The 25,899-nt window shown below is 39.4% G+C and carries 17 protein-coding genes; 12 read left to right on the top strand and 5 right to left on the bottom strand.

All coding sequences use genetic code 11. The features are described 5' to 3' along the window. Positions 1-153 precede the first annotated feature (153 nt). Together GD597_RS01825 and GD597_RS01820 are read right to left on the bottom strand one after the other, a co-directional pair. Entirely contained in the window at positions 154-5,709 is a 5,556-nt protein-coding gene (locus tag GD597_RS01825) for an Ig-like domain-containing alpha-2-macroglobulin family protein (RefSeq protein ID WP_171606078.1), read from the bottom strand. 327 nt (positions 5,710-6,036) lie between these two features. After that, complete coding sequence (locus GD597_RS01820; protein WP_171606077.1) at positions 6,037-7,464, bottom strand: FG-GAP-like repeat-containing protein; 1,428 nt, start codon at positions 7,462-7,464, stop codon at positions 6,037-6,039. Positions 7,465-7,765: 301 nt separating this feature from the next. Here GD597_RS01820 and GD597_RS01815 point away from each other — a divergent pair, with 301 nt between their 5' ends. Continuing rightward, on the top strand, positions 7,766-9,331 hold the full coding sequence (locus GD597_RS01815) for a C1 family peptidase (RefSeq protein WP_171606076.1): 1,566 nt from the start codon (positions 7,766-7,768) through the stop codon (positions 9,329-9,331). A 183-nt stretch (positions 9,332-9,514) separates the two neighbouring features. On the opposite strand, the gene GD597_RS01810 is transcribed toward GD597_RS01815, so the two are convergent. Beyond that, entirely contained in the window at positions 9,515-10,339 is an 825-nt protein-coding gene (locus GD597_RS01810; RefSeq protein ID WP_171606075.1) for a hypothetical protein, read from the bottom strand. Between the two features lie 113 nt (positions 10,340-10,452). Here GD597_RS01810 and GD597_RS01805 point away from each other — a divergent pair, with 113 nt between their 5' ends. The 7 genes from GD597_RS01805 (at position 10,453) to GD597_RS01775 (ending at position 19,814) form a co-directional block, all read left to right on the top strand. Beyond that, a complete protein-coding gene (locus GD597_RS01805) occupies positions 10,453-11,580 on the top strand; it encodes a DUF3667 domain-containing protein (RefSeq protein ID WP_171606074.1) in 1,128 nt (375 codons plus the stop codon). Between the two features lie 3 nt (positions 11,581-11,583). Beyond that, on the top strand, positions 11,584-12,381 hold the full coding sequence (mazG, locus tag GD597_RS01800) for a nucleoside triphosphate pyrophosphohydrolase (RefSeq protein ID WP_171606073.1): 798 nt from the start codon (positions 11,584-11,586) through the stop codon (positions 12,379-12,381). Continuing rightward, on the top strand, positions 12,378-16,160 hold the full coding sequence (locus GD597_RS01795) for a sensor histidine kinase (protein ID WP_171606072.1): 3,783 nt from the start codon (positions 12,378-12,380) through the stop codon (positions 16,158-16,160). Before mazG ends, GD597_RS01795 begins: the two co-directional genes overlap by 4 nt. Positions 16,161-16,513: 353 nt before the next feature. Then, positions 16,514-16,882, top strand: coding sequence for a hypothetical protein (locus GD597_RS01790; protein ID WP_171605737.1), 369 nt, complete (start codon positions 16,514-16,516; stop codon positions 16,880-16,882). Between the two features lie 38 nt (positions 16,883-16,920). Beyond that, a complete protein-coding gene (locus GD597_RS01785) occupies positions 16,921-17,817 on the top strand; it encodes a transporter family protein (RefSeq protein WP_171606071.1) in 897 nt (298 codons plus the stop codon). A 20-nt stretch (positions 17,818-17,837) separates the two neighbouring features. Beyond that, positions 17,838-18,629 carry an MbnP family protein gene (locus GD597_RS01780; protein ID WP_171606070.1) on the top strand — a complete coding sequence of 264 codons (792 nt, stop codon included), beginning with the start codon at positions 17,838-17,840 and terminating at the stop codon, positions 18,627-18,629. Positions 18,630-18,776: 147 nt separating this feature from the next. Next, positions 18,777-19,814 (top strand): cytochrome-c peroxidase, encoded by a 1,038-nt coding sequence (locus GD597_RS01775; RefSeq protein ID WP_171606069.1) that lies wholly within the window; start codon positions 18,777-18,779, stop codon positions 19,812-19,814. Positions 19,815-19,921: 107 nt separating this feature from the next. On the opposite strand, the gene GD597_RS01770 is transcribed toward GD597_RS01775, so the two are convergent. Further along, positions 19,922-21,472, bottom strand: a complete 1,551-nt coding sequence (locus GD597_RS01770) for a helicase HerA-like domain-containing protein (RefSeq protein WP_171606068.1) — start codon at positions 21,470-21,472, stop codon at positions 19,922-19,924. 233 nt (positions 21,473-21,705) lie between these two features. Between GD597_RS01770 and GD597_RS01765 the strand changes: the two genes are divergently transcribed. The 4 genes from GD597_RS01765 (at position 21,706) to GD597_RS01750 (ending at position 25,108) form a co-directional block, all read left to right on the top strand. Then, positions 21,706-22,431: a hypothetical protein gene (locus GD597_RS01765; protein ID WP_171606067.1), complete on the top strand. Its 726-nt coding sequence runs from the start codon at positions 21,706-21,708 to the stop codon at positions 22,429-22,431. 91 nt (positions 22,432-22,522) lie between these two features. Continuing rightward, positions 22,523-23,323: a hypothetical protein gene (locus GD597_RS01760; RefSeq protein WP_171606066.1), complete on the top strand. Its 801-nt coding sequence runs from the start codon at positions 22,523-22,525 to the stop codon at positions 23,321-23,323. 12 nt (positions 23,324-23,335) lie between these two features. Beyond that, positions 23,336-23,932, top strand: coding sequence for a hypothetical protein (locus GD597_RS01755; RefSeq protein WP_171606065.1), 597 nt, complete (start codon positions 23,336-23,338; stop codon positions 23,930-23,932). A gap of 477 nt (positions 23,933-24,409) precedes the next feature. After that, positions 24,410-25,108, top strand: coding sequence for a response regulator transcription factor (locus tag GD597_RS01750; protein WP_171606064.1), 699 nt, complete (start codon positions 24,410-24,412; stop codon positions 25,106-25,108). A gap of 53 nt (positions 25,109-25,161) precedes the next feature. Here GD597_RS01750 and GD597_RS01745 read toward each other — a convergent pair whose 3' ends face one another. Then, positions 25,162-25,863, bottom strand: a complete 702-nt coding sequence (locus GD597_RS01745; RefSeq protein ID WP_235954150.1) for a ComF family protein — start codon at positions 25,861-25,863, stop codon at positions 25,162-25,164. Between the last annotated feature and the right edge of the window lie 36 nt (positions 25,864-25,899).

Raw genomic sequence — 25,899 nt, 5'->3', positions numbered from 1 at the left:
AATAGTGTGTGTAATTAATTCCCTGTTGTTACCCTGCCCCATAGCGAACCAACCCCCGAAGTGTGCGACGCAACCGGGTTATATAGTATAACTACAGCCGGGCTACAAAACCTTTGTATTGGCATTGCGGCCCGGCTTAAATGATTGCATAAATTACTCCAGCACCTGCACCCATTTGCCTGCCACCCCTCCATTTATGCTTTGATTATACATGGCTTCGGCAAATACGCCAGGCCAGTAATATTTGCCCGGGTAAGCGGCATTTAATTGCACATAATAGGTAAGTGTTTCGCCTGCATTAATATTAAAATAATGATACACACGGTCGTCGCGAATATCCATATAATCACTGGCCGAAGATTTAAATGCGCCTTCGCTATTGTATAAACGGGTATTTAGAATTTCCCAGCCACCAGGAAAAATTTGCGTTAGCGCCATTTGTGTATAAGCGCCTCTTTGTCCGGGATTTTTAATGGTTACTTTGGCAATAAAATCGGTGCCCTGTTTAATATTTGCTGGGTCGATTGTTTTACCGTTTGCAGTTTGATAGCTGGCGTTAACCTGTAATATGGCCGGGTTATTTTTTACCGGAATACTTTGTGTGGTAACCGGCTGACCCTGATTAATAAGCCTGATATACAGCACATTTTGGCCTGTATTGGTTAGCTGTATATTGGCTTTACCATTTTGCCAGATTACCGGTGTTTGCGTTAGTACCGCAGCGGAACTGGTGCTTATGTTTTGTGTATTGATGGTGCCGGTAAAGTTTATTTTTTGTCCGTTGGTATTGGCACCATTGTATTTGGCAATGGCCATTAAAGCATAGGCGGTTGTTTGGGTGCTGTACCAGCTTTCCTGTGCCAGTGAAGCGGCAATGGTTTTTGCCAGTTCTCCTGCTTCGGTGCGGCGGTTCATAAGGGTAAGTGTTTCCAATACCATGGCTTCATCGCGCAGGTTACTGCCATAGCTCATACCTGCGTTAGCCCGCTCAGCAAAAGTTACCGGCAACTTACTTATTAACTGCAATGCCACCTGCGATTGGCCCATTAACTGGTAGGCGGCTGCCAGCCTCCATTTAGCTTCGGGACTAATAAATTTAAATTCTTTAAGGCGGTTCATGGCGCCCAAATCGGGTGATTTTGCTAATGCCAGTAAATACAGGCGGTAAGCCTGTGTAAGATCGCTGCCATACCATGGCGCAGTTGTCATATTCCAGGCGCTGGCTTTATTGCGTTGATAGGATTTCCATTGTTGCAGCAGCGCGGCCGATACGGTATATCCCCTGGCCGATGCTTCCAGTAAAAAGTGGCCGGCATAATTGCTGCCCCAATCATCGCTTTCTGCATCGCCTGGCCAGTAGCTAAATCCACCATCGGTGGTTTGGAAGTTTTGAATTTTTTGTATGGCCGCCCTTATATTTCGATCGATGGTGGCTTTGCGCTGGGCGCTAAGATCCATTAACCTGTAAAGCACCAACTGCGGAAATACAGAAGAGGTGGTTTGCTCAATACAGCCATGGGGGTATTGTATTAAATAATCCAACCGCTTTTCCAGGTTAATGGCGGGTATACTGGACACTTCTGCAATGGCTTTGCTGCCCGCTTTTTCGCCCAACATATTTATCTGGGTTTTCCAGCTTTGGCCGGGTTGCAAAACCGCTTCAGTAGTTTGTGTAATGTATGGGTTTGCATTACGAATATCTATTTCAACTTCATAACCGGCTTGCTCTTTGCCGGCGCTGGCAATAATTTTTATTTTACCAATGCCTGTTACAGGTTTTACTTTAGCTGTAAAATAAGCTGTTTGCTCGCCTGTATTGGAAATACTTACCTGTTGGCTGCCGCTGGCTTCAATAAAGGGATTGCTTTGTATGGTGAGGGAAACGGTTTTAATGTTTTTTTCTGTGGCAAAAATGGTAACAGGTATTCTAACTTCTTCAGCGGGTCCCAGCACACGGGGAAGTGTTGCCATTAGCATCAAAGGTTTTTTTACTGCTACACTTTTTTCAGCCATACCATAGGCTTTATCTCCTTTGGCAATTACCATGGTACGTACACTGCCCATATAGGCGGGTAAGATAAAATCGTGAGTATTGGTGCCGCCTTTTAAAGTAAATGGCCCCATAAATTTTACTACCGGTGCAAAGCGATTTGCTTTTCGGGTTTTGGAGGCCAGTTCAGCTTCCCCATCACCACCAATGGTAAGAATGCGTTCCAGTTCGCCGCCCCAGGCGCCAATTACATAATCATACAAATCCCAGCTTTTAACACCCAATGCTTCCTTTGCAAAAAATACATCATGGGGGTTTGGTGTTTTAAAGCGGGTAAGATCCAGTAATCCTTCATCAACAATGGCCACCACATAGGTCATATTTTTACCGGTTGCTTCCGAAACAGTGATAGTATTTTTTTGTTCCGGTCGTATAACGCCAGCCATATTAATAATGGGTTTTAAAATGGTGTTTTTATCCTCAATGTTAATAGGTATAACACCATACATTCTAATCGGCAGGTCGTTAATGGTTTGGGCATGAGGTTGTAACAGGCTCACATTTACATAAATATTGGGTGCCATGCCTGTTTCTGTGGTAAAGCTAAATTTGGTTTGCCCTTGCTCAGTGGGTATCCAATAGGTTTTTAGCACTTTGCTGCCGGTTTCTATGCTAATAAGTGCCCGGCCGCCCTTGCTGCTGGGAATGGTTAATTGTACTGGTTCGCCTACATTGTATTTTTCTTTATCGGCTGTAAAGGAAAGCATTGCAGCAGCTGATGGGTCGTTATTGTCTCCGCGACGCTGCCAGCTATTATCATCAATATAAAAAGTGGTGCCGGTAATATGGCCGCTACGTTCATCTTTTATCAGCATAAGGTACCTGCCCCATTCATCTGCTTTTAGGTTAAGGTTATAGTAGCCTTTCCCATTGGTAAGTTCAATGGTTTGGGTTTTAATTAGTTTATTATAATTATCCTGGGTAAAGTTGCTCAGGTCGTTGCCGCTATTATCCCACCACCAACGCCATTGTATTTTATATAATTGTACTTCAACACTGGTTTTGCCTGGTAGTGGTGAGCCTTTGGTATCAACATCTGCAATATTAAAGCGTTGTGTTTTGCCTGCCTGTAGCCACCCCCATAGTTTATCGCCTTCGGGTACCTGCACACCTACATAAGAATTGTAAGGATTAAAAGGCAGGGCCACATTGTCTATACTAAAATTACCTCCGGGCTCAAATACTTTTACTGTTAGGTTGGCCAGTAATTGGCCGGGTGCCTGTTCGCCCACTTCAAAAGAGGGGTTAATAGGGGCCGAGCCTTCTGCACTTAAACTGCCATCAAAAATTGTTTTTGATTGGGCAGTAAAATCACTGGTGGGATTATCAAATACATAATCTGTAAAACCAGGGAATACTGTTTTCTTTTTATACAACTGGGCATCTACCCTTGCTTTAAGGCTTTGGGCAGTAGCACCAAATAACCAGCGGGCACTTAACACACCGTTTACCTGTGCATTTTTGCCAAGTGCATTCAGGGTGCCAAAATTCAGGTCAATCTTTAGCCTGTTGGGCATTACAGTTTCTATCTTCAATTTCTTTTCAAATACTGCCCCGCCGGCTTTTACCCTGCATATCCAGTTACCTGTTGGGGCATCTGCATCGGTAGCAGTTTTAAAAACGGTAAATCCGTTATTGGCATTTGTTTGTACCAGTCTTTTATACAATTGCCCCCTGGGGCTTATCAATTCCATTTCAATAGGGTGATCGGCAGGTAGTTTATTATCAATATCCTCAATAATACAACTCAGATACAGGCTGTCGCCAGGTCTCCAAACGCCTCTTTCCCCAAAAATGAAACCTTTAATGCCATTTTTAATTTCTTCGCCATTTACTTCAAACCGGCTAAGTGGCAGGCTGCTGCCATCATCCAGCTTTAAATAGCTTTTTTCGCTGCCTTTAGTGGCAATAAGTAAATAAGGTTTTCTTTTAATGTCAATCAGGGCAAGTCCATCTTTATCTGAGCTGGCTTTACCAATTACCTGTTGCTGATAATCTAATACCTGCAAATCCACCCCATCCAATGGCTCGGTTGTAATAATATTGTTTACAGCAATAAACAACGAATTGTTGTTCCCTCTTTTTGCCGTTAATCCCATATTGGTAGCCAGTATATTTCTGCCGGCAAATCTTTCTTTATTGTAATAGGCATAATGGCAGGGGTTATCTCTTTCTTCCCAGTTATAGCTATAGGGGTAATAATCATCATATCGTTTCCAAAAATCTGCATCATCATCAACCCTATCATTCTCATCTTCATAGTCATAATAATAACTGTCTTCATCTTTTTTCATTTCATCGCAGGTGTACAGGCTGTATTGTGGTCTAAAACCAATAAATACCCTGTAAATGGCGCCAGGTTCTGCTTTAATATATTTATCAATATCCAGCGAAAACCTGTTTTTCTTATGTAGATTAAGGCTTTTATCATTGTCCAGTGCAATGGTGGTTTCTACAATAGGTTTACCTACACGCCGCAGGTTTTCCTCTCCGTTTAAATCATTGCTCTGTAAAAACTGTGCAATATTATTTTCATAGATTTTTATAATGGAAATATCTACCGATTTTAAATTGGTTGCCTCAAAAGGCAATACCAGTTTACCACTGCTGTTGGGCAAAATATTACCCCGGCCAAATATTTTTACTGCGGGCAGGCGGTTCTCAAAAAATATATTGGCTGAATAGGACAGTGCAAGTTTATCGCCCCATTGGCTTTCAATGCCCTTATAGGCGTTAATGGTAAAATCGCCTTCCAGCCTGTTATTGCTATATATTCTTACTTCACTACCCAATATGGTAAAGCTTATTGCATCCTGATTGCTAATGGTAATTAACCCATCCAGCATTTGTGCTGTATTAATGTTTTCGCTAAACTGTACCGATGTGTATTGTTCCTCGTTTTGTACAGCTTTAATGGCCAAAACTTTAAAATCTCCTTTAGCAGGCACTTCAATATTTTTTGCGCCTTTCTTTGCAATATTTAATGGTTTTCCATCCCAGGTAATGGTTAATTGTTCGGCTTTGGCTTCCCTTTGCAGGTTATCAATGGTAAACGCATGGGTTTTATCGGTTTCATTATGCTGCCATTTTATGGGCAATGATTTACCCTTGAAGCTGGCACTAATAATGGCTTCTACCTGTTTGGATGTTTCCACATCGGCTGTAATAAGGTTGCCTGTTAAACTCATGGTTTCTTTACCCGTGCTGCGCAGGCCATTATCTTCAATATCAAAAGATGGTTGCAGGGTTTGAATGGTAAACTTAAATTCCTTAAACTCAGAAGGCACATCCATTACTTTATGCAGGGCAAATGTTACCTGATAGGTAGTGCCTGGTTGCAGATCCTCGCTGGGTTTAAATTCTATGGTGCGGGCATCAATCCAATAGGCCGTGCCTTTTACTGATGGAGATATGGCAAACAGTTCCTCCTGTATGTTTTCGTGCATGGTGTGTGTTACAGCTGCATCTGCTGCAAGCTGTATGCGCAAGGTGTTTTTCTTTGAAATTACACCTGAAGTATAGGCTTCTATATACTTGTCAAAAGCCGGGTTTACCTGAATGGGTGTTTTGTTTTGGTTACAGGCAATAACTGTTAGCATGATGGCAAAAATGGCCATGCCGCAAATAGTTTGCAGTATTGGAGTGCGCAGGGGTATCATATGTAAAGGGGAGTTTTTGAAATTGAGTTGAATAATTTCAATAGAAAATTAAGCAATCTGTTTTGATGTAGAAAAGAAAAGTATTGTTAATGATTTTTATGGGCCCGGCAGCAGGTAACAAATGAAGCTTTTCTTGCGTCGCACACTGCAAGGTTCGGTAATGCTATTTGGCTGTTGAAAGCTGAATAAAGTATTCAACCGTACAAGTGAGTGACACAACGCCAGCTGAATAGTACTACTACAGCTAGCTTAATTATTTGCATTCAGCTTTGGCCATAAAAAAAGCTACCACCTAGGTGATAGCTTTTACTTACAAACTATATTTTGTTAGTTCTTAACCAGTTTTTGCTGATGTATAACTGCATCGGCATTTACCAGTTGAAGAAAATAAATTCCTGTATTTAATTGCTTGCCAAATTTAACCGAACCACTGCTGATGGTTTGTGTAAACACTTTCCTGCCCTGTAAATCAATTACACGAATTGAACTGGCTTTTACACCTGCAGGGATAGTAACCGTAAACTCATCTTTAGTTGGATTTGGATATGCCTGCACTTTAATAAGATCGTTATTGCTGGCAGCTATATCGTTTATGCCATTACCCTTTAAGGCAACTGGCACAGCAGCAGAAGCAATATTGCCACAGGCGCTGGTAACTTCTACGCTATAGGCACCTGCATCTTTTACCATTAATTCGCTTTTATTGGCACCTGCAACGGGTTGGCCATCTTTTGTCCACTGGTAGGTGTAACCAGCTACGTTTTGAGCCCGTAAAGTTAGTGCGCTACCCTTGCTAATGGTTTGTGGTGTGTTTGGCGAAACACTTATTTCAGGGGCGGTAGTTTGGAAATTAAAGTTGCCAGCTGCACCGCCATATACTACAGATACGGCCGTTTTGCTGCTTAGGTTTACCCAACGTAAAGGTAACAGGTAAGATTCTGATGCAAAGCTGGGTCCATCCTGGCTTAAAGTATAAGCAGGCAGGGTTTGAGTGCCAGTATTTTTATAATATTTGGTACCAATAAACAGATCCTGTAAACCATCTTTATTCCAATCGTAAAAAGAGGGGCCATTACCTTCCAGTTCATTAATAAAACTAAATGGGTTTTCTTTACCAGTAATATGTTCAAAAGAAGGCTCTTTGGCAGTGCCTATATTTTTATAGTAGTTCTGGTTGCCGTATAAGTCTGTAATAAGGCAATCCTGGTCGCCATCATTATCTACATCGGCAAAAGCGGGCTCAGCCATAATTTCTGCAGATAATTTAACCATGCTCAATGGGTTCATGGCAGCAGATTGTTTTTCAAACTGAGGCTTGGTAGCAGTACCAATATTTTTATAAAAGCGGATAGCGCCGGTATTACCATCACCAATAAAACAGTCGTTATCGCCATCGTTATCAATATCCAAAAAGTATGGAATAGACACTACCGGGATAGCTACATCCTCAAATGGGTTTTCAGCACCACTTACCTTTGTATAAGAAGGATGTACGTTAGTGCCTTCATTTTTATAAAAATATATTTTTGCGGTTGCATTACCCTTGGTATTGTATTCGCCTGCAAAACAATCCAGGTTACCATCTCCATCAATATCCACAAAGAAAGGACGGCTTTCCTGGCCAGACAAAACTGCCATACCTTTTAAGGGGTTGCTGCTATTGTTTAATTTAAAGTTGCTGCATTGCTGTGCCTGTGTATTGGCGCCCAGCAGCAATGTGGTGCTTAAAGCAATCGCTATAGGTTTTAATTTCATATCAGATAGTTTGTGTTTGTACATGATTTGGTTTTTGGGGGTTAAGAATATATGATACATACCTTGTTTGTATAGGTATGATATAAATTGATTATATAACTTGGTTAGGGACATAACTGGTGTTTGTTTTGTTAAGAGGATAAAATTATTGCTTTAATTACTGTAACCCCCTTTCTATAAGATTAATTCTAATTAAAGCCACATTAAATTCTTTTCCGTAGTGCATTTTGCTTATTTATTTGGTTAAAAAGTGAAACAAAAACTGATTTCGTTTACATTAGAGTGATAAAATATATACGAGATGCCTATAAGAATGGTTGACGACCCCAATGATAATTTTGATAATTCCGGCAATGATAGTGGCGGCGGCGGGCAAAGACCCGGAGGTGGGAGTGGCATTTTTGCCCTATTGCCCTTGATTTTTGGCCTTATTAAAAATCCAATAGGGTTGGTGCTGGTGCTGATTGTTGGGGGATATCTCTATTTTAGCGATGGTTGTGGCAGTATGTTACAACAAACAGCTGCCCAATATGCCACCGGCGGCGTACTTGACCCTAAAGAGTTTGATAAAGCCCAGATTTATGAAGCCACAGACGAGAGCAAAAGCAATTTACCCGAAATAGTGTCCCTTTTGCGCTTTGCACCCTCGCCCGGTAACCAGGGGCAGCAGGGTAGTTGTGTTGCCTGGAGTAGTGCATATGGCGCCAGAACCATACTGGAAGCCACTACCACAGGCGCTAATCCAGATAATATTAAATTCAGTCCTTCTTTTTTATATAACCAAATTGGGCTGGATGGTTGTCAGGGCAGCTATATTATACGTGCCATGGAAAACATGACGCAAACCGGCTCTGTGCCTTTTGGCGAGTTTCCCTACACCGATCAGGATTGCAGCCGGCAGCCTTCTGCTGCCTTAAAACAGGAAGCTGCACAATACAGAATGCTGGGTTTTACCCGCTTAACCAAGGGCGATAATGTGAACAATCTGGACCTTTATGCCATTAAAGAGCACCTGGCTAAAGATGTGCCGGTAGTAATTGGTATGATGGTAGGCGGCAGTTTTATGCAAAATATGATGGGACAGGATGTATGGCATCCTACCGATGACGATTATAATATGATGGGTTTTGGTGGCCACGCCATGTGCGTTATTGGTTACGACGACAGAATGGAAGGCGGCGCTTTTCAAATATTAAATAGCTGGGGGCCTGAATGGGGGCAAAATGGCGTTGCATTTGTTCGTTATAACGATTTTAAACGCTTTGTTCGTGAAGCCTACGGACTAAACCCTATGCCCAAAGAAAACAGTGCCACTGCCAATAGCCTGGAATGTAGCATTGGGCTGGTTGATAATGGCAGCAAAGCCTATATACCGCTTGAATATAAAAACGGCAACACATTTTCTACTACAACTGCTATCAAAAAAGGCACGCAATTTAAAATTGAAGTAAAAAACAGCAGTGAATGTTATGTATATGTTTTAGGTATGGAAACCGATGGAAGCAGTTATATTTTATTCCCTTACCCCATGAAAAACGATCCAGCCCGCACCAAGTTTTCACCTTATTGCGGCATAACGGGGTACCGGCTTTTTCCGCGGGGTATGAGTATGATGACCGATGAATTGGGTAATAAAGATTATATGGCTGTAATTATAAGTAAAGATTCTTTAAATGTGTTTGACATCAACCAGCAGGTGAATGCTGCCAAAACGGATGGTTTTGTAAATAATATCAACAAAGCGTTACAATCCTATAGCGTAGACAATGTGCAATTTACCGCAGATGCAGCAGGCACCATGCATTTTGAGGTTGCAACCAATAACAAAACAGCTGTGGCCACAATAGTAGAAATAGACAAGCAATAAATTCGCAGGTAATTATTGATTAAGCCGGCAGTAATTCTTTATGCAGCACCTGTTGTGTCACTCACTTGTACGGTTAGATTCTTTGTGCAGCTGCCTACAGCCAAATAGCATTACAGAACCTTGCAGTGTGCGACGCAAGTAAAGCTGCATTGTTGTTATACAGCCGGCCTCATAAAAATGCCTTTACTTGTAGCTATACTCAATAGTGCCTACTTTTTCCTTCTTTTTATTAAAGCAAATTTCTTTGTCTTTTAAGCCATTGGGCAGGTAAAGGTATTTCCAAACCAGGTAGTTATCCGAGCCCTGAGGCACCTGGGTAAACTGGGCAATAGTGCCATCGTTATTGTACTCAAACAAAAAATCTGGCAGCAACCGGCGGGCTTTTATGTTAAAACGTACCACATCGGTAAGCTGGCGTTTGTTGTTATAGTAGTAATAAAATTTTTCGATGGTTGAGCCTTTCTTTTTCCAATGCTCTTCGGCAATATTACCTTGTTCGTCTTTAATAAATTCTATAATGGTGGTATCGGTACTGTTTTTAATCAGCAGCATTTTTACCGGTACATTATTCTCGTATTGCCATTGATGGGTTTCCTGCGATGAATTGGCCATAAAAGCATCTTCGGTAATGGTATTGGTACTAATGATATTTTTATTATTGTAGGTATAGGTAGTGGTGGTTTTTACATTGTCTGCACTATCGGTGGTTTTTACAATTTTATTGTTGTTATACAGTGAAACCGAAATGGTTTTGCCCGTGGATGGGTAGGAAGTGGTAGTGGTTATTTGGGTATTATTATTGGTGATTTTTTGCTCAAGTAAAAAATCGCTGGTGGGTTCGTTATTGGCTTCAAAACTTTTTGCGCTAACCTGTTTGGTGTTGTTAATGGTTAACGTCATGTATTGTTTATTGTTTTGCTGGGTAGTAATAATATCGTTATAATAGTATTGCGCCTGGCAAAAAGAAAATGTACAAAGAAAAACCAGGAATAGACCGCTATATTTCATGCTGAATGATTTTATGCAAATTTAATGTGTGCATGCTATTAACGCGGAAACATATTGCAAAGTATATATGGTTGCAAGGGATGAGTTCTGTATTTTTAGCTAAATTTTTATAGGTGTCGCATTTAATAGAAAGAAAAGAAAAGAACTGTCTTAATTGTAATGCTGAGGTACAGGGGCGTTTTTGCCATATTTGCGGACAGGAAAATGTGGAAATTGAAGAAAGCTTTTTTGCTTTGGCTACGCACTTAGTGTATGATATATTTCATTTTGATGGTAAGTTTTTTAGCTCACTAAAGTATTTACTGTGGAAACCTGGCTTTTTAACCCGTGAATACATGCGGGGTAAACGTGCTACCTACCTGCATCCCATTCGGATGTATGTATTTACTTCGGCCATATTTTTTATCATTTTCTTTTCTTATATAGTAAAGCCAGAGCAATTATCAGAACAAATTGCTGAGTCGAAAGATCATATTGAATTACCCGTTCAAAAACTAAGAGATTCCCTGGCTGTAACTACCGATTCAGCTGAAAGGGAGAATTTAAAGAAGGCCATTGCGGCGCTGGACAAGTTATCGGGTCCTATTATCCAATCGAGGGAATCTGCAGATGCAGATTCTTTGGAAAGCAAGTACCATACAGACGAGTTGAATAGTCCAAAAGTAAGCATTGTTAATCTTAGTGATTCTGGCCTGCCCGCCACCATTGAAATCTATGATTCTATACAAAAGCAATTGCCATCGGGTAAAAGAGATGGCTGGTTTAAAGCTCTATTAAATAAAAAATCTATTGCAGTTAACCAAAAATATGAAGGCAACTCCAACGCGTTTTGGGAAAAATTTATAGAGAAAGTAACTCATTCTATACCACAAATGATGTTTGTATCCTTGCCGTTGGTGGCATTGGTATTACAGTTATTGTATGTGGGGCGCAGAAAGCAATATTTTTATGTAGACCACCTGATTTTAGTGGTACACATATATATTGCCACTTTTATTTTATCGCTGTTAATTTTTGCATTCAAAGGCTTATATGGATTTAGCCATTGGCAGCTATTTTCATGGATTAGTAATATTATTATTGCCTATGCCATATTGTATACCTATTTATCAATGAAGTTGTTTTATAAGCAAGGCTATTTTAAAACAGCCTTCAAATTCTTTTTGCTCTTATTAATTTGTGGTATACTCAATTGCTTTATTGCCTTAATCTTTTTTATTAATTCACTTTTTCAGGTTTAACAAATGGAAAATACAGGAGCTGCATTTTTGAGATTGGTAGGTATAATGGATGAATTAAGGGAAAAATGCCCTTGGGATAAAAAGCAAACAATACATACACTGCGTACACTAACCATAGAAGAAACCTATGAACTGGCAGATGCGATTATCAGTGAAGACTGGCCCAACCTTAAGGAGGAATTGGGTGATATTCTTTTACATATTGTTTTTTATGCACGCATAGCTACCGAACAGGAAAAGTTTACCCTGGAAGAAGTGTTGCATTCCATTTGCGATAAGCTTATTGTAAGGCATCCACATATTTATCCGCCTGTAACAGCTGATGGTAGCCTATTGCCTGTTGTATCAGATGAGGATGTTAAAAAGAACTGGGAAACTATTAAAATGAAGCAGGGGAAAAAATCGGTATTGGGCGGGGTGCCGGGTTCCTTGCCTGCTGTAGTAAAAGCAACGCGGATTCAGGAAAAATCGGCACAGGTTGGATTTGAATGGGATAACAGAGAAGATGTTTGGAAAAAAGTAGAAGAAGAAATAGGTGAATTAAAAGAGGCGATTGCCGAGCAGGATCAAAACCATATTGAAGAAGAGTTTGGAGATGTGATGTTTAGTCTTATAAATTATGCACGTTTTTTGCAGGTAGATGCAGAGATAGCATTGGAAAAGGTAAACCGAAAGTTTATTCAACGTTTCACGCAAATGGAATCTGCTGCCACTGAACAAGGCAACAGTTTGGCACAAATGAGTTTACAGGAGATGGATGAACTTTGGAACCATATTAAAAAAGAAAACAGCAACCGTTGATCAATATATTAAAAAAGGCATCATACAAGCATGGTTATCTGTTTATCACAGCAGCATGGCTGTATACGCTATCTTTTTTATTTACCAACTATTTTTCCTTCGATTCAAATGCTACAAAAGTAGCAACGGTGCTTTCCAGGCATATAGCCGAAAAGGAAGCCTATTTCAATCAGCTGTTTACCCAAACAAACCTTATTGAAAGTTTGATAAGTGATAGTTTGCCCCCCGTAAAAGAAGAACTAGATAAATTAACCGATAATATTGGTCTTTATAGTTATGTAGTAAACGATTTGGGTAATCCTGTTCCTCTTTACTGGAATACCAATAAAATGGAAATCAATACTGCCGATATTGCCAAACCAGATGGTAATTACGCGGTTACTTATCAACAGAGCTATTTTGTTTTAATAAAAAAGACTATCCGAAAAGATGATAAGGCCTATATAATTGCAGGATTAATACCTGTTTACTGGCAATATTTGTACGAGAATAGTAATCTTACCAATCATTTTGAAGATTATCCTGAGCTTGCCAAAAATTATATAATTGACGAGAAAAATATTGGCCCTCCCATTATTGATGAAAGTGGTAAGCCGCTGTATTATGTAAGTAAAAAGGATAATGCGCTTTTTGATCAGCCGGAAAATATTTCAATTATTTTAAGAGTAGCGGCCATTATTTTATTAATGGTTTTTATAAACTCACTGGCCACTGCAGTAGTGTCGCAGACAGGTTTGGCCCCAGGCTTCTTTTTTTTGTTTTCTGTAGTTTTTACTGCTCGTTTAATCAGTTATAATTTTTCATTCCCCTTTAATTTTAGAAAACTGGAATTGTTTGATGCAGACATTTATGCATCCAGTTATATACACCCCTCTTTAGGCGATTTGCTTATTAATGCAATTTTGTTTTACTGGATGGTTAGTTTTATAAAATTTCATTTCAGTTTTATCAATGATAAATTGCAGCAACTAACCCAACAAATTAAAAAAGTATCCTCGGTTGCGGCATTGGTAGTTTTGCCATTACTTACAATTTCTACCACTTATTTTTTAAGTAGTTTAATAATTGATTCTTCAGATAAATTATCATTTGATGTAGCCAATTTTTTTTCACTGAATGAGTATACACTTATAGGGTTTATAATTGTTTGTTTTATTGTTATAAGCTATTATTATCTGGTACAGTTATTATGTAGTATTAGCAGGCTGGCAGGTTTCTCCCTTTATTGGCGGTTAATTATTTTATTGGCTGGCGCCCTGTTATTAGTGGCATTAAGGGTAGCTTTTATTAACTCAACGGGTCTTACGTTTATTGTAATTGTTTGGATGATTTTATTTTACGTGTTAACAGATATGCGCAAACAGGATGAAACACTCTCCTTTTACGATGCGCCTTTCTTTATGGCATGGAGCATTTTTCTTATGGCTACAGTTACAGTTTTGCTTATGTATCAAAACGCATCACTTGAGCAAAAGAAAAGAAAAGATTTTGCTGATAAAATAAGTCTTAGTACCCAGCAGGCCAGCGAAACCATTATTAATATGGCGGTAGAACAGTTATCAGATATATTTCTTCAAAAAAACTTTAGCCGATTTTATGATCCCTATGAAAATACACAGCTAAAACAAAAACTCATCAATGCCAATTTCAGGGGGTTTGTAAATAACTTCAATACCAGAATTTACACTTTCGATAATAACAAACAGCCTCTCAATAACGAAGATTCAGCCAGCTATTTACAGTTAAAAGCACTGATAGCCAATAAAGCAGTACCGGCTAATAATAAAGATGGACTCTATTATTACGAAGCAGGTCTCGATCAGTTCGTATATATTTACGAAAAGGATGTGCCCTCCTCATCAGGCTATGGCATTGCAGGCTATGTGTTTATGGTTATTAGTCCCAGAAACTTTACCAAAGAAACACTCACACCGGAATTATTCCGGCAGGTACTTTACGATAATGAAATATCAACCGGTACCTATCCTTATGCCATTTATGTAAAAAATCACCTGTTTAAAAGTAGCGGCAATTACAATTTTAACGATACTATTTCCAGAGCCGATTTACCCAAAGTGGAGTTTTATTTTACCAGTAAAAACGGGTATAGCGAACTATGGACAAAAGGCAGTGATAATAAGATAATAGTGGTGACTAAAAAGGAAGATTGGTTCTCTGCTTCAGTTACCTTTTTCGCCTATATTTTTGGCATATTTATCGTGCTGGTTTTGCTGCAGCACTTTGGTAACCTTTTATTTAAAACGCATTTTAAATGGATAGAAATAAAAAAGATATTTCGCTTTAGTTTGCGTACGCAAATTCAAACTATCATTGTTTCAGTAAGTCTGGTTTCTTTTATCATTATAGGAATTACTACCATCACCTTTTTTATTGCCCGTTTTGATAAAGCCAACGACGAAAAGCTGGTAAGTACCGTTAGGATAGTGGTAAACGAAATTGAGCGACTCGCAAAAAGCAGGGTGGTAGCCAGCGAAATGTTTGATGTAAACAACCTCGACCTAAATCTTGCATTTGAAAATAGTATTGTAGAAATAGCGGCCACCCATAATACAGATATCAATTTTTATGATCTTAGTGGCAACCTGCAAGCCTCCTCTCAGCAATACCTTTTTTATAATAAGATTGTTACCACTAAAATGAACCGTGTGGCTTACGATGCCATGCATTACAAACGCTATACGCAATTCATCCAGAAAGAGCAGGTGGCGGATTTTGCCTACCGTAGTATTTATGTACCGGTAAAAGACGAAATGGGTAATACACTTTCCTATTTGAATATCCCCTACATTAATCTTGAAAATGAGCTTAACCAGGAAATATCCAATTTCCTCATTGCCCTTATTATATTAAATGCACTAATTTTTATTATGGCGGGGGCAATTGCCATATGGTTTACCAAACGCATTACCTCCTCATTTACATTTATTGCCGATAAAATGAAACTCATCAGCTTTGGTGGTGCTAACGAAATTATTGTATGGAAAAAAGATGATGAATTGGGCGAGCTGGTAAACGAATACAATAAAATGGTTAAAAAGCTAACCGATAGTGCCGAAGCCCTTGCTCGTAGTGAGCGGGAAGGTGCCTGGCGTGAAATGGCCCGTCAGGTAGCACACGAAATTAAGAACCCGCTTACGCCCATGAAGCTAAGTATACAATACCTCCAAAAAGCCATCGATAATAATCAGTCCAACGTAAAAGAACTTAGTAAGCAGGTAGCGGTAACCCTGGTAGAGCAAATAGATCAGCTCTCTAAAATTGCCGGAGATTTTTCGCAGTTCGCCAATATTGCCATTGTTAACGAGGAAACATTCGATCTTACAGATGTGCTGGCATCCATCATCCGTTTATTTTCAGCTGATGCTTCCATACATATTCAATGGCAAAAAATGGAAGGTATTTATACCATTACTGCCGATAAAATTCAAATGAACAGGCTATTTACCAATCTTATTAAAAACGCAATAGAAGCCAGCAATACCCAAAATAATATTGAAATAACCATCAATCAGCAAATAGAACAACAGCAAATCATTATTGCCATAACCGATTGTGGTACGGGTATACCTGCAGCCATGCAACACAAAATATTTACGCCCAATTTTACCACCAAATCTTCAGGAACAGGTTTGGGATTAGCCATATGCAAAGGCATTGTAGAAAAAGCCAATGGACAAATTTGGTTTCAAACAATGGCTAATAAGGGTACCACATTTTTTGTATCGCTTCCAGTAACATTACACGTTACTTTGCCGTAAAATAGGATTGTAGTCAAGTGCAAATCATCCATCAGGCTTTACTTGCCACGCTCGGTTCAGGGTCCCTCCTTCGTGGCATCAAAAAAATACAATCATACCTCCTCCCATCCGCACATTCGCGATAAACAAATCCGCACAACTTCAAATCCGCACATCCTCCCACTTTCACATCCTCCCATCCGCACATCATCACATCCGCAGCCCCTCGCTGTTCCAACCGTACAAGAGTGCGACGCAAGCGGCGATGCCATTGGATTTGATGCCGGGTACAAAAAGCATTTTAAAATTAATTTTTTAAAATATTGACGCAAATCACCCAATTGATTTTTTGCATTGTTAACTTCGCAGCCTTAATGAAGCAAATTTGCGTAACCATATTACTGTTTTGCACACTGCTGGCTAGCTTTAGCAAAGGCTTGCTGGTATTGTGTTTTGATATAAATGAGCAATATATTGCACAGGAATTATGCGTAAATAAGGCTAAACCAGACTTGCATTGTAATGGCCATTGTTACTTAAGCAAGCAATTAGATAAAGAAGAAAAACCCGGCTCGCCCTTAAGCAATTCCTCTAAAGAAAAATTTGAAATTCAATTATTTGTAGTGTCAGTAGCGCAAATACATTTTGCAAAAGCTATCAACAAAACCAGTTTTTCAACCGGTATATCCCACTTTCATACCCAGGAAGTGTTGTTGAACTGTTTCCGACCTCCGCAGGTATAATTGCTGCAGTTCAATTATTTCATCTTTCAATTTTATTTATGAATAAGTCAATATTTGTACTGGCTTGTTCGCTAATGTTTACAACCGCCCATGCCTGTGATGTTTGCGGGTGCTCTGGCACCGGAAGCATGTACAGTACTATTTTGCCAAGGTTTAATAGTAGTTTTTTGGGTATGCGCATGTATTACAGAAGCTTTACCAGTACACATCCTGAGAGCCTGATAACAGGTAATGATTACTATACCTCCACAGAAATATGGGGCCGCTGGAATGCCAGTAAAAAATGGCAAATAATGACGCAATTGCCTTATCACTATTTTCATAGAAACGAAAGTGGTAAACCAACTACCACCCAGGGTATTGGAGATGTTTCTGTAGTGGCCAGTTATACTCTACTAAATACGGTAAGTAAGGAAGGAAATGGACTAAAGCAAACCCTGCAATTGGGTGCGGGTATTAAATTACCCAGTGGCAGTACTACTAAAACCTATAACGATTTGCTGGTTAGTAAAACCATGCAAACAGGCAGCGGCAGTACCGATTATATTTTAAATGGCGCCTATACCATACGCAAAAATAAGCTTGGTGCCAGCGCACAGGCCATGTATAAATTAAATGGCGAGAATGGTGATGGTTACCGTTATGGCAATCAGTTTAATTCATCTGTACAACTGTTCTACTGGCAAAATGCCAAACGGGTTACCTTTTTACCATCCACTGGTTTGCAGTTTGAAAATGTAGGTATTAATACCAATAACAACAAAACGGTTGCATTAACCGGCGGACATACCCTGCTGTACACCATTGGTGCAGAAGTGTATTATAAAAACCTGGCATTGGGCATAGGCACCCAATTGCCGGTAAGTGAAAATTCGAATGACGGGCTGTTACAATCACATGCAAGATGTACGGCCCATATTACTATTATTCTTTAATTACAAATGTGTAGAAACTCATGAAAAATATACAACATACTTTATTGGTTATTTTATGTGCAACATTTATTTTTTCCTGTAAAAAAAGCAGTGATTCACCGGCTACAGGCACCGGAAAAGTTAGTCTTGAATTTGATAACCGTGCAGGGGACGCCGAACTGGTATTTGGTACTACTTATACTACAGCCGCAGGTGAACAAATTAGCTTTACCAAGTTTAATTATTATATCAGCAATGTGGTATTTATAAAGGCAGATGGCAGCAGCTATGTGGTGCCTAAAGACTCCTGCTATTATTTGGTACAGCATGATGTAGAAGAATCCAGGGGGCCATTGGTTAGTAATATTCCTGCCGGTGATTATACCGCCATTCAATTTGTATTGGGTGTGGATAGTGCCAAGTGTGCTGCTCCCGTTGAACAAAGAACGGGTGTGCTGGACCCCGCCGGTGAAGGCCAGGATATGTACTGGAGCTGGAACAGTGGCTATATTTTTCTAAAAACCGAGGGTACTTCTGCGCAATCTACTATGGAAAATACTTTTATGTATCATATCGGAGGTTTTGGTGGCACTACCAGTGCAACTATCAATAATATTAAAACAATTAAACTAATTGCACCCGAAGATCCAATTATGGTGCGAACCAACCGCCAGCCGGATATTCATATGTATGTAGATGCAATGAAATTATTTAATGGTACCACCAATATTAGTGTAGCTACAGACCCAATGGTAATGTTTGCACCTTACTCAACTACTATTGCAAATAATTATCAGCATATGTTTTCTATTAATCACGTACACAACGATTAGCAGGGCATGCAACAATTGTATACTTTATGTATGTAGTTAATGCCTTGTTTACAAGGGTAAAACCCCGTTAGGTACTGGTATGTACAGCAAGTTGAAATGTATTTGTTTCTGCTTGCTGTATATTATTTCATTTATAGATAGGTTTTTATGCAAAAGCGTTTAATTTATATTTGTTATTTGCTTTGTTATGTGCTGTTAATGTCAGCCTGTGACAAATCATCTGATAAGCCGGCAATTGGTGTATTGCTGCCTGTTAACTTTCCTGAACCGGTATATAATTTGGCAGCTAACCCGGTAAGCTGGGATGGTTTTCAATTAGGGAAATCTCTTTTCTACGATCCCATACTTTCAAAAGATAATTCTGTTTCCTGCGGCTCTTGCCATATTGCTACTTCTGCATTTACACAACATGGCCATACGGTTAGCCATGGTATTAACGACCAGTTGGGGAAACGCAATAGTTTGTCGTTGGTTAACCTGGCCTGGGGTAAGGATTTTTTTTGGGATGGGGGTGTACATAATTTTGATTTGGTGGCTTTTAATCCCATTCAAAACCCAGTTGAAATGGATGAAACGGTGGCCAATGTTATTGTTAAATTACAGCAGATTTCTGCTTATAAACAACAATTCAAAGCTGCATTTGGTAGTGAAGAGATTACTACACAAACCTTTACAAAAGCCTTGTCTCAGTTTATGCTTTGCATGGTTTCAGCCAATAGCAAATACGACCAATACGTACGCAAAGAAAACAATATAACCCTTACTACAGATGAATTAGACGGCCTGGCATTAGTGAAAGCAAAATGCAGCAATTGCCATGCAACAGATCTTTTTACTGATGGCAGTTTTAGAAATAACGGACTTTCTTCAAGTTTTGAAAAAGATATGGGGCGGTATAATGTTACACTTATGCCAGAGGATATGGGAAAATTTAAAGTGCCTACTTTACGCAATCTAACTTACTCTACGCCTTATATGCATGATGGCCGCTTTACCACATTGGAACAAGTGTTAAACCACTATAGCAGTGGTGTTAAAGCAACGGCTACTTTGGACAGCACTTTACTAAATAATGGCACCACAGGTATTGCATTATCTGATGGTGAAAAACAACACATCATTGCTTTTCTTAAAACACTTGATGACGAATCTTTTATAAGAGACAAACGTTTTCAGGAAGAATAATTTGCTGCAATATTTGTTGCAGTACAGGAGTGCGACGCAAGCGGTGCTAAATGCATATTGTATTGTCCGGCTAATAAAATAATAGATAAAAGGTTTGTGGCAAATAATTACCACAAACCTTTTCTTTTGGTACTGCGCCCACCCAAACCCAGTGCACCCAACAGGCTGCGGGTAATGATGGAAGCGGCGGTACGCTCTATTTGTTTGGCTGCGGCACTATCAAAAAAACTTTTTTCTTTTGGTGCTGCTTTTTGTTCTTTGGCTTGTTGTTTTTCGGCTTCGGCTTTTTGTGTTTTTTCTGCAGCTTCCTGTATTTTTTCTGATAGAATTTCGTAGGCACTTTCAGTATCTACCACACGGTTATATTTATTTGCCAGCTTGCTTTTGCTTACCAGGGCATCAATTTCCATATCGCTCAACACATCCATTCGGCTACGTGGCGGGCAAAGCATGGTATGTACCAGCGGGGTGGGTATGCCTTTCTCGTTTAGTAAGGTTATCAGCGCCTCGCCAATACCCATTTGTGTAAGCAAATCTTCGGTAGTATAAAATGCTGTTTCAGGAAAATTTTCTGCCGCCTGTTTAATAGTTTTTCTATCTGTTGCAGTAAAGGCACGCAAGGCATGTTGTACTTTTAAGCCCAGTTGACTTAATATAGCAGCTGGTACATCCTGCGGGTTTTGGGTGCAAAAATAAATGCCAATGCCTTTGGATCGTATTAGTTTAATTACAGTTTCAATTTGTTTTAATAAAGCATCTGTAGCTTCTTCAAATAACAGGTGTGCTTCATCAATAAACATAATCAGCTTTGGCTTATCCATATCGCCTTCTTCGGGGCAGGTAGCATACAATTCAGCCAATAGTTGCAGCATAAACGTAGAAAATAATTTGGGCTTGCTCTGCATATCGGTAACTCGCAAAATATTTATCATCCCGCGGCCATCATCACTTATGCGCATCAGGTCGTCTACTTCAAAGCTGGGTTCTCCAAAAAATACATCAGCGCCCTGTTGTTGCAACTCAATTACTTTACGTAATATGGTACCGGTAGATGTGGTAGAAATATTACCATAGGCGGCGGCCAAATCTGCTTTGCCCTCGTTGCCTGCATACTGTAATACCTTTACAAAATCTTTTAAATCCAGTAAGGGTAGCTGGTTATCATCGCAATATTTAAACAGCATAGATACCAGTCCGCCCTGCGTATCGTTTAGTCCCAATATTTTACTTAATAATATTGGTCCAAACTCAGTAACTGTGGCCCTTAGCCTTATGCCTTTTTCGTTACTCAGGGTCATTAATTCTACCGGAAATGCAGCAGGCGTATAGGTTACATTTAAAATATTGCATCGTTCAGTTATTTTGCTGTTTACCGTTCCAGCTGCTGCAATTCCACTCAGGTCGCCCTTAATATCCATCATAATAACGGGTATGCTGGCATCGCTTAATACCTCGCTAATCATTTGAAGCGTTTTGGTTTTACCGGTACCGGTAGCGCCGGCAATAAGCCCATGGCGGTTAAGCATTTTTAGTGGTAAAAAAACATCGGCGCCATTAACCACCTGCCCATCCAGCATGGCGCTGCCCAGTTTTACATGTTCTCCTTTAAAAGTATATCCTTCCTGTACTTTTTGTAAAAATTCATCATTCTTTGGCATAGCTAAAACATTTGTGGAAAGTTAGCAGATTCAATTTTCAATAAGAAATATTTCATTTTATTAAGTTGCTAATTGTACAAAAATTATGAATTTAAGCTGTATTATTTGCCCTGCTATGGTACGTTATTTGCCTTTACTTGCGTCGCACTCTTCTACTTTCTGTACTGCTGGCAGCAACTGAAAATAAACGGCAGAATACCATTAAAATAAAATGGTACCCGTAAATATTTTTTATGGCTAATTTTATATCTCTCAATAAAGTAATCAATATGAAATTAATGCTCATCACCGTATTCTTTGCCCTGTTAGCTACCGTTTCCTATGCACAAGGCGAGGAAAAAATAAGGGTACATGCCGGCGAAGATCTTATGAAAGCAGTTTCTGAATTTGGCGCCTACCGCTTTGCCCAGTTTACGAAAGGCACTGTATTTTATAAATACAATAAGGCAGCCACCGCATTGTTTAATTATAACCTGCTTACCGGCGAAATGCGCTTTATAACAAATACCGGCGATACGCTAACCATTGCCAATCCTGAGCAGGTGAAATTTATTTCGGTAGGTGAAGTTGTATTTTATTACGATCGTGGCTATCAGGAAGTGGTATCAAAAAATGGAGATATAGAGCTGGCGGTTAGAAAGCAAATAAAAATTGAATATGAAAAAATTGGCGCCTATGGCCAGGCCAATACCACGTCTGCCATTGATAACAGTAAAAATTATAGCGATTCCTATAATACGTACAGTTTAATGATTAACCAGGATGCCGTGGTAAGAAAAAAGTACGACTGGTATTTAATTGCAAATGAGGGAGAAGTAAAAGCCGCCAATAAGGCTACTTTCTTAAAGTTATTTCCGGCAAAAAGCAAAGAAGTTGAAACATATATAAAAACGCATGATATCAGGTTTAATAACGAAAAACAGTTAAACGAATTAATTGCTTTTTGTAATGGATTGTAAGCTGCCACATCTATTTTGTAGCCAAAATAACTTTTATGGTGTCTTAAGCATTTAATAATTTTACTTACATTCTTCAATAAAATTATCCCATATGAAAAAGGGTACATTCCTGGTATTGATACTTTGTTCAGTGCTCACCTTTAATAATACACAGGCGCAGTTGCTTAAAAAATTAAAAGACAAGGTTAACCAGGCTGCCAATAAAGTGCTCGACAAAAAAGTTGACAGCACCATCAATACCGCTGCAGGTTTGCCTGCAGATGGAGAGGGTAGTAGTGGCACAGGTACTGGCCCTAATGGTAAGCCTGTAAACAAAGGTGGTGCCGGCTTAAAAAACACACCACCCCCTGATGTGGCAGAGCAAATAAAGGAAGCCGAAACTGCTAATACCGCCGGCAATTACAGCGATGCACGTTATGCCATACAACAGGCACTAATTGGTGTTGAACTGCAAATAGGTAAAGAAATTCTCAAATCTCTACCTATTACGGTAAATAGTTTGCCAGCAGATACTTTACAGGATAAACTGGTTAGCACACAATGGGGCTGGAACAACCTTACCATCCTTCGGGTTTATACCGATGGTAAGGATAAAGAAGCCACTATCAGTATTGGTAATAACCTAATGTATTCCAGTCTGGCCTATTTGTATTTTAACAATACTTACATGCAGGCCAATATGAACGACCAGAATATTAAGCAAATAAAAGTAAAAGGTAATAAAGCCATCATTCAATACGATGACAGTAAAGGCTATACCCTTATTGTTCCCTTAGGCCAGTCATCTATGATTGTTTGGGAATGTGTAAACTATGCCGATGAAACTGAAGTAACCAATACGGCTGCTGCGTTTGATATAGATGGACTTAAAAAAATGCTTGGTGAACAATAAATAAAAAACCACATGAAAAAGATACTCATATTATCAATAAGTTTTTGCTTTACCGCACTGATACATGCACAGGATTTTAAAACTGAAATTAGCACTGCAAAATCATCCTATGCCTCTGGTAAACTGGAAGACACGCATTTTGCCCTGCAACAGGCTTTGCAGGAGTTAGATATTGTAATAGGTAAAGAAGTTTTAAAACTATTGCCTGCCAAATTGGATACCATGAGCACTGTTGCTAAAAAAGATAATGTAACCTCCAATGTGGGTTATATTGGCGCCACCATACACCGCAGTTATGGGTTAGGCAGCCTTAATAATGCCACCATAGAAATTATCAGCAACTCACCACTTATTGGCTCCATCAATGCCATTTTAAATATGCCAATGGCCGGTATGATGCGCGATGAAAACAATAAAACAGTAAAAGTACAGGGCTATAAAGCCAGACTCGAAAAATCTGATAACAGTAATGGCGGCGCCAACTTTAAGCTGGAAATGCCCTTTAGCAGTTCACTGTTAACATTCGAAGCTACCAATACCACCGAAGCTGCTTTTCTTGCTTTGGCCAATACCTTACCCATTGCACAAATAACCAAGCTTATTCAATAAAAATGCTGCAAACAATAGCAAGCGCCGCAATATCTGCGGCGTTTTTTATTTGATGTAATTCCCTAAATACAAGGTTTTGTACCGGGCCAAAATTCAGGTGGCAGCTTTACTTGCGTCGCACACTTGTACGGCAGAAACTACATGCAACAAGTGGGAAGGGGGAGGCGAATGTGCGAATGTGGAGATGAGCGAATGCGGAGATGTGGAGATGAGCGGATGTGCGAATCTCTAGATCTGCAAATGTATTTTTTGTCACCACAAGGGAGGAACCCTGAACCGAGCGTGGCAAGCGGTGATGCCATAAAAACCGGCTGCCGGTTACATAAATAGTTCTTTTATAAACTAGCAAGTACTTAAAATACCAGTCAATACCGGTTTTGTAAAACTTGTAATAATTGCCAACTCCTTAACAAATATTTGCCCGATGTTTGCGTAACACTTTAATTAAGTAATTTTAAGCTAATTAAACAAAGAATTATGGATACGACTAAATACAAAATTCTGCTTTGCGAAGACGATCAGAACCTTGGTATGGTACTAAAAAACTACCTGGAATTAAGCGATTATGATGTTACACTTGAAAGAGATGGCCGGCTAGGTCTGGCAGCTTTTCAAAGGGAGAAATATGATATTTGTTTGCTGGATGTAATGATGCCACATATGGATGGATTTACACTGGCAGAAGAAATAAGGGATATAGATCCTGATGTGCCATTGTTTTTTCTAAGTGCAAAAACCATGAAGGAAGACATTATACAAGGCTATAAACTGGGCGCTGATGATTATATAACCAAGCCATTTGATAGTGAAGTATTGCTGATGAAAATTAAAGCCATACTTAAGCGTAACGAAGAATTAAACCGCGAAAGCGAAAACATGCAATTTGATTTGGGACGTTATCATTTTAACCCCAAACTGCGTGAATTGATACACGATGGTAAAACACAAACATTATCGCCTAAAGAAAATGAGTTACTTAAAATGCTTGCCGAACATAAGAATGATTTATTGCCACGCGAAAGGGCATTAAAGAAAATTTGGGGCAGCGATACTTATTTTAATGGTCGTAGCATGGATGTTTACATAGCCAAACTACGTAAATACCTGAAAGATGATGAGAAAATTGAAATTGTGAATATTCACGGTAACGGATTTAGATTGGTAGTACAGGAATAACTAACCCATATAATTGAAAAAGAACCCCGTACATTTTGTACGGGGTTCTTTTTTTATAAGGTGTAGGCAACTGTAGCAATACTTACGGTAGTGCCGGGAACCTGCAAAATGGCGGTGGCACAGGCTTCCAGTGTAGCACCGGTGGTAACTATATCATCTACCAATAAAAGATGTTTGTGCTGCAATATTTCTATTTGCTCTGCGGCAAATACGCCCTGCATGCTTTGCCAGCGGCTAACGCGGTTTTTATGTGTTTGAGTATCAGTAAATATTTTTCTAATTACTTTATTATTTAAAATTGGCTTTGGCCAAACAGATTGTATACCTTCTGCAATAACTGCCGCCTGATTATAACCCCGTTTCTTTTCTTTACGCGGGTTTAAAGGCAAGGGAATAATGGCATCAACATTATTAAACCTGTTAGTTTTTGCCAGCTCATTTCCCAATAGTTTACCAAGATAAAAGCCAGCTTCTTTATTGCGATGGTATTTTAGGTCAGCAATCAGGTGCTGTATGGTTGAGTTTTTATTAAAATAAAAAGCGCTGCCAGCAGCAGCTATTTTTACCCTTCCATAAAAAATTTTTTCAACAGTATTGCCTTCCAACCCCATAAAACCGGTAACAGGTAAATTAGTAAAGCAGGCGGCGCATAAAATACTTTTATCATCTAAAATATCTGTGCCGCAGCCTTCGCAGGTATGCGGAAAAAATAAATGCAGAAAATGCTGCAGGTATAATGAAAGGGTTTTCATCATTATACAATTTAAAAGTAAAATTGAAACTAAACAAAA

This window comes from Limnovirga soli (assembly GCF_013106755.1).
Classification (GTDB): Bacteria; Bacteroidota; Bacteroidia; order Chitinophagales; family Chitinophagaceae; genus Limnovirga; species Limnovirga soli.
This window is presented reverse-complemented; position numbering and strand designations above follow the sequence as displayed.

Bases quoted from the DNA above. Each gene is read 5' to 3' on its own strand.
- GD597_RS01825 (WP_171606078.1), bottom strand. From the start codon at position 5,709: ATGATACCCCTGCGCACTCCAATACTGCAAACTATTTGCGGCATGGCC.
- GD597_RS01770 (WP_171606068.1), bottom strand. From the start codon at position 21,472: ATGCCAAAGAATGATGAATTTTTACAAAAAGTACAGGAAGGATATACT.
- GD597_RS01750 (WP_171606064.1), top strand. From the start codon at position 24,410: ATGGATACGACTAAATACAAAATTCTGCTTTGCGAAGACGATCAGAAC.
- GD597_RS01780 (WP_171606070.1), top strand. From the start codon at position 17,838: ATGAAAAATATACAACATACTTTATTGGTTATTTTATGTGCAACATTT.
- GD597_RS01810 (WP_171606075.1), bottom strand. From the start codon at position 10,339: ATGAAATATAGCGGTCTATTCCTGGTTTTTCTTTGTACATTTTCTTTT.
- GD597_RS01765 (WP_171606067.1), top strand. From the start codon at position 21,706: ATGGCTAATTTTATATCTCTCAATAAAGTAATCAATATGAAATTAATG.
- GD597_RS01785 (WP_171606071.1), top strand. From the start codon at position 16,921: ATGAATAAGTCAATATTTGTACTGGCTTGTTCGCTAATGTTTACAACC.
- GD597_RS01775 (WP_171606069.1), top strand. From the start codon at position 18,777: ATGCAAAAGCGTTTAATTTATATTTGTTATTTGCTTTGTTATGTGCTG.
- GD597_RS01755 (WP_171606065.1), top strand. From the start codon at position 23,336: ATGAAAAAGATACTCATATTATCAATAAGTTTTTGCTTTACCGCACTG.
- GD597_RS01820 (WP_171606077.1), bottom strand. From the start codon at position 7,464: ATGAAATTAAAACCTATAGCGATTGCTTTAAGCACCACATTGCTGCTG.
- GD597_RS01815 (WP_171606076.1), top strand. From the start codon at position 7,766: ATGCCTATAAGAATGGTTGACGACCCCAATGATAATTTTGATAATTCC.
- mazG (WP_171606073.1), top strand. From the start codon at position 11,584: ATGGAAAATACAGGAGCTGCATTTTTGAGATTGGTAGGTATAATGGAT.
- GD597_RS01745 (WP_235954150.1), bottom strand. From the start codon at position 25,863: ATGATGAAAACCCTTTCATTATACCTGCAGCATTTTCTGCATTTATTT.
- GD597_RS01760 (WP_171606066.1), top strand. From the start codon at position 22,523: ATGAAAAAGGGTACATTCCTGGTATTGATACTTTGTTCAGTGCTCACC.
- GD597_RS01790 (WP_171605737.1), top strand. From the start codon at position 16,514: ATGAAGCAAATTTGCGTAACCATATTACTGTTTTGCACACTGCTGGCT.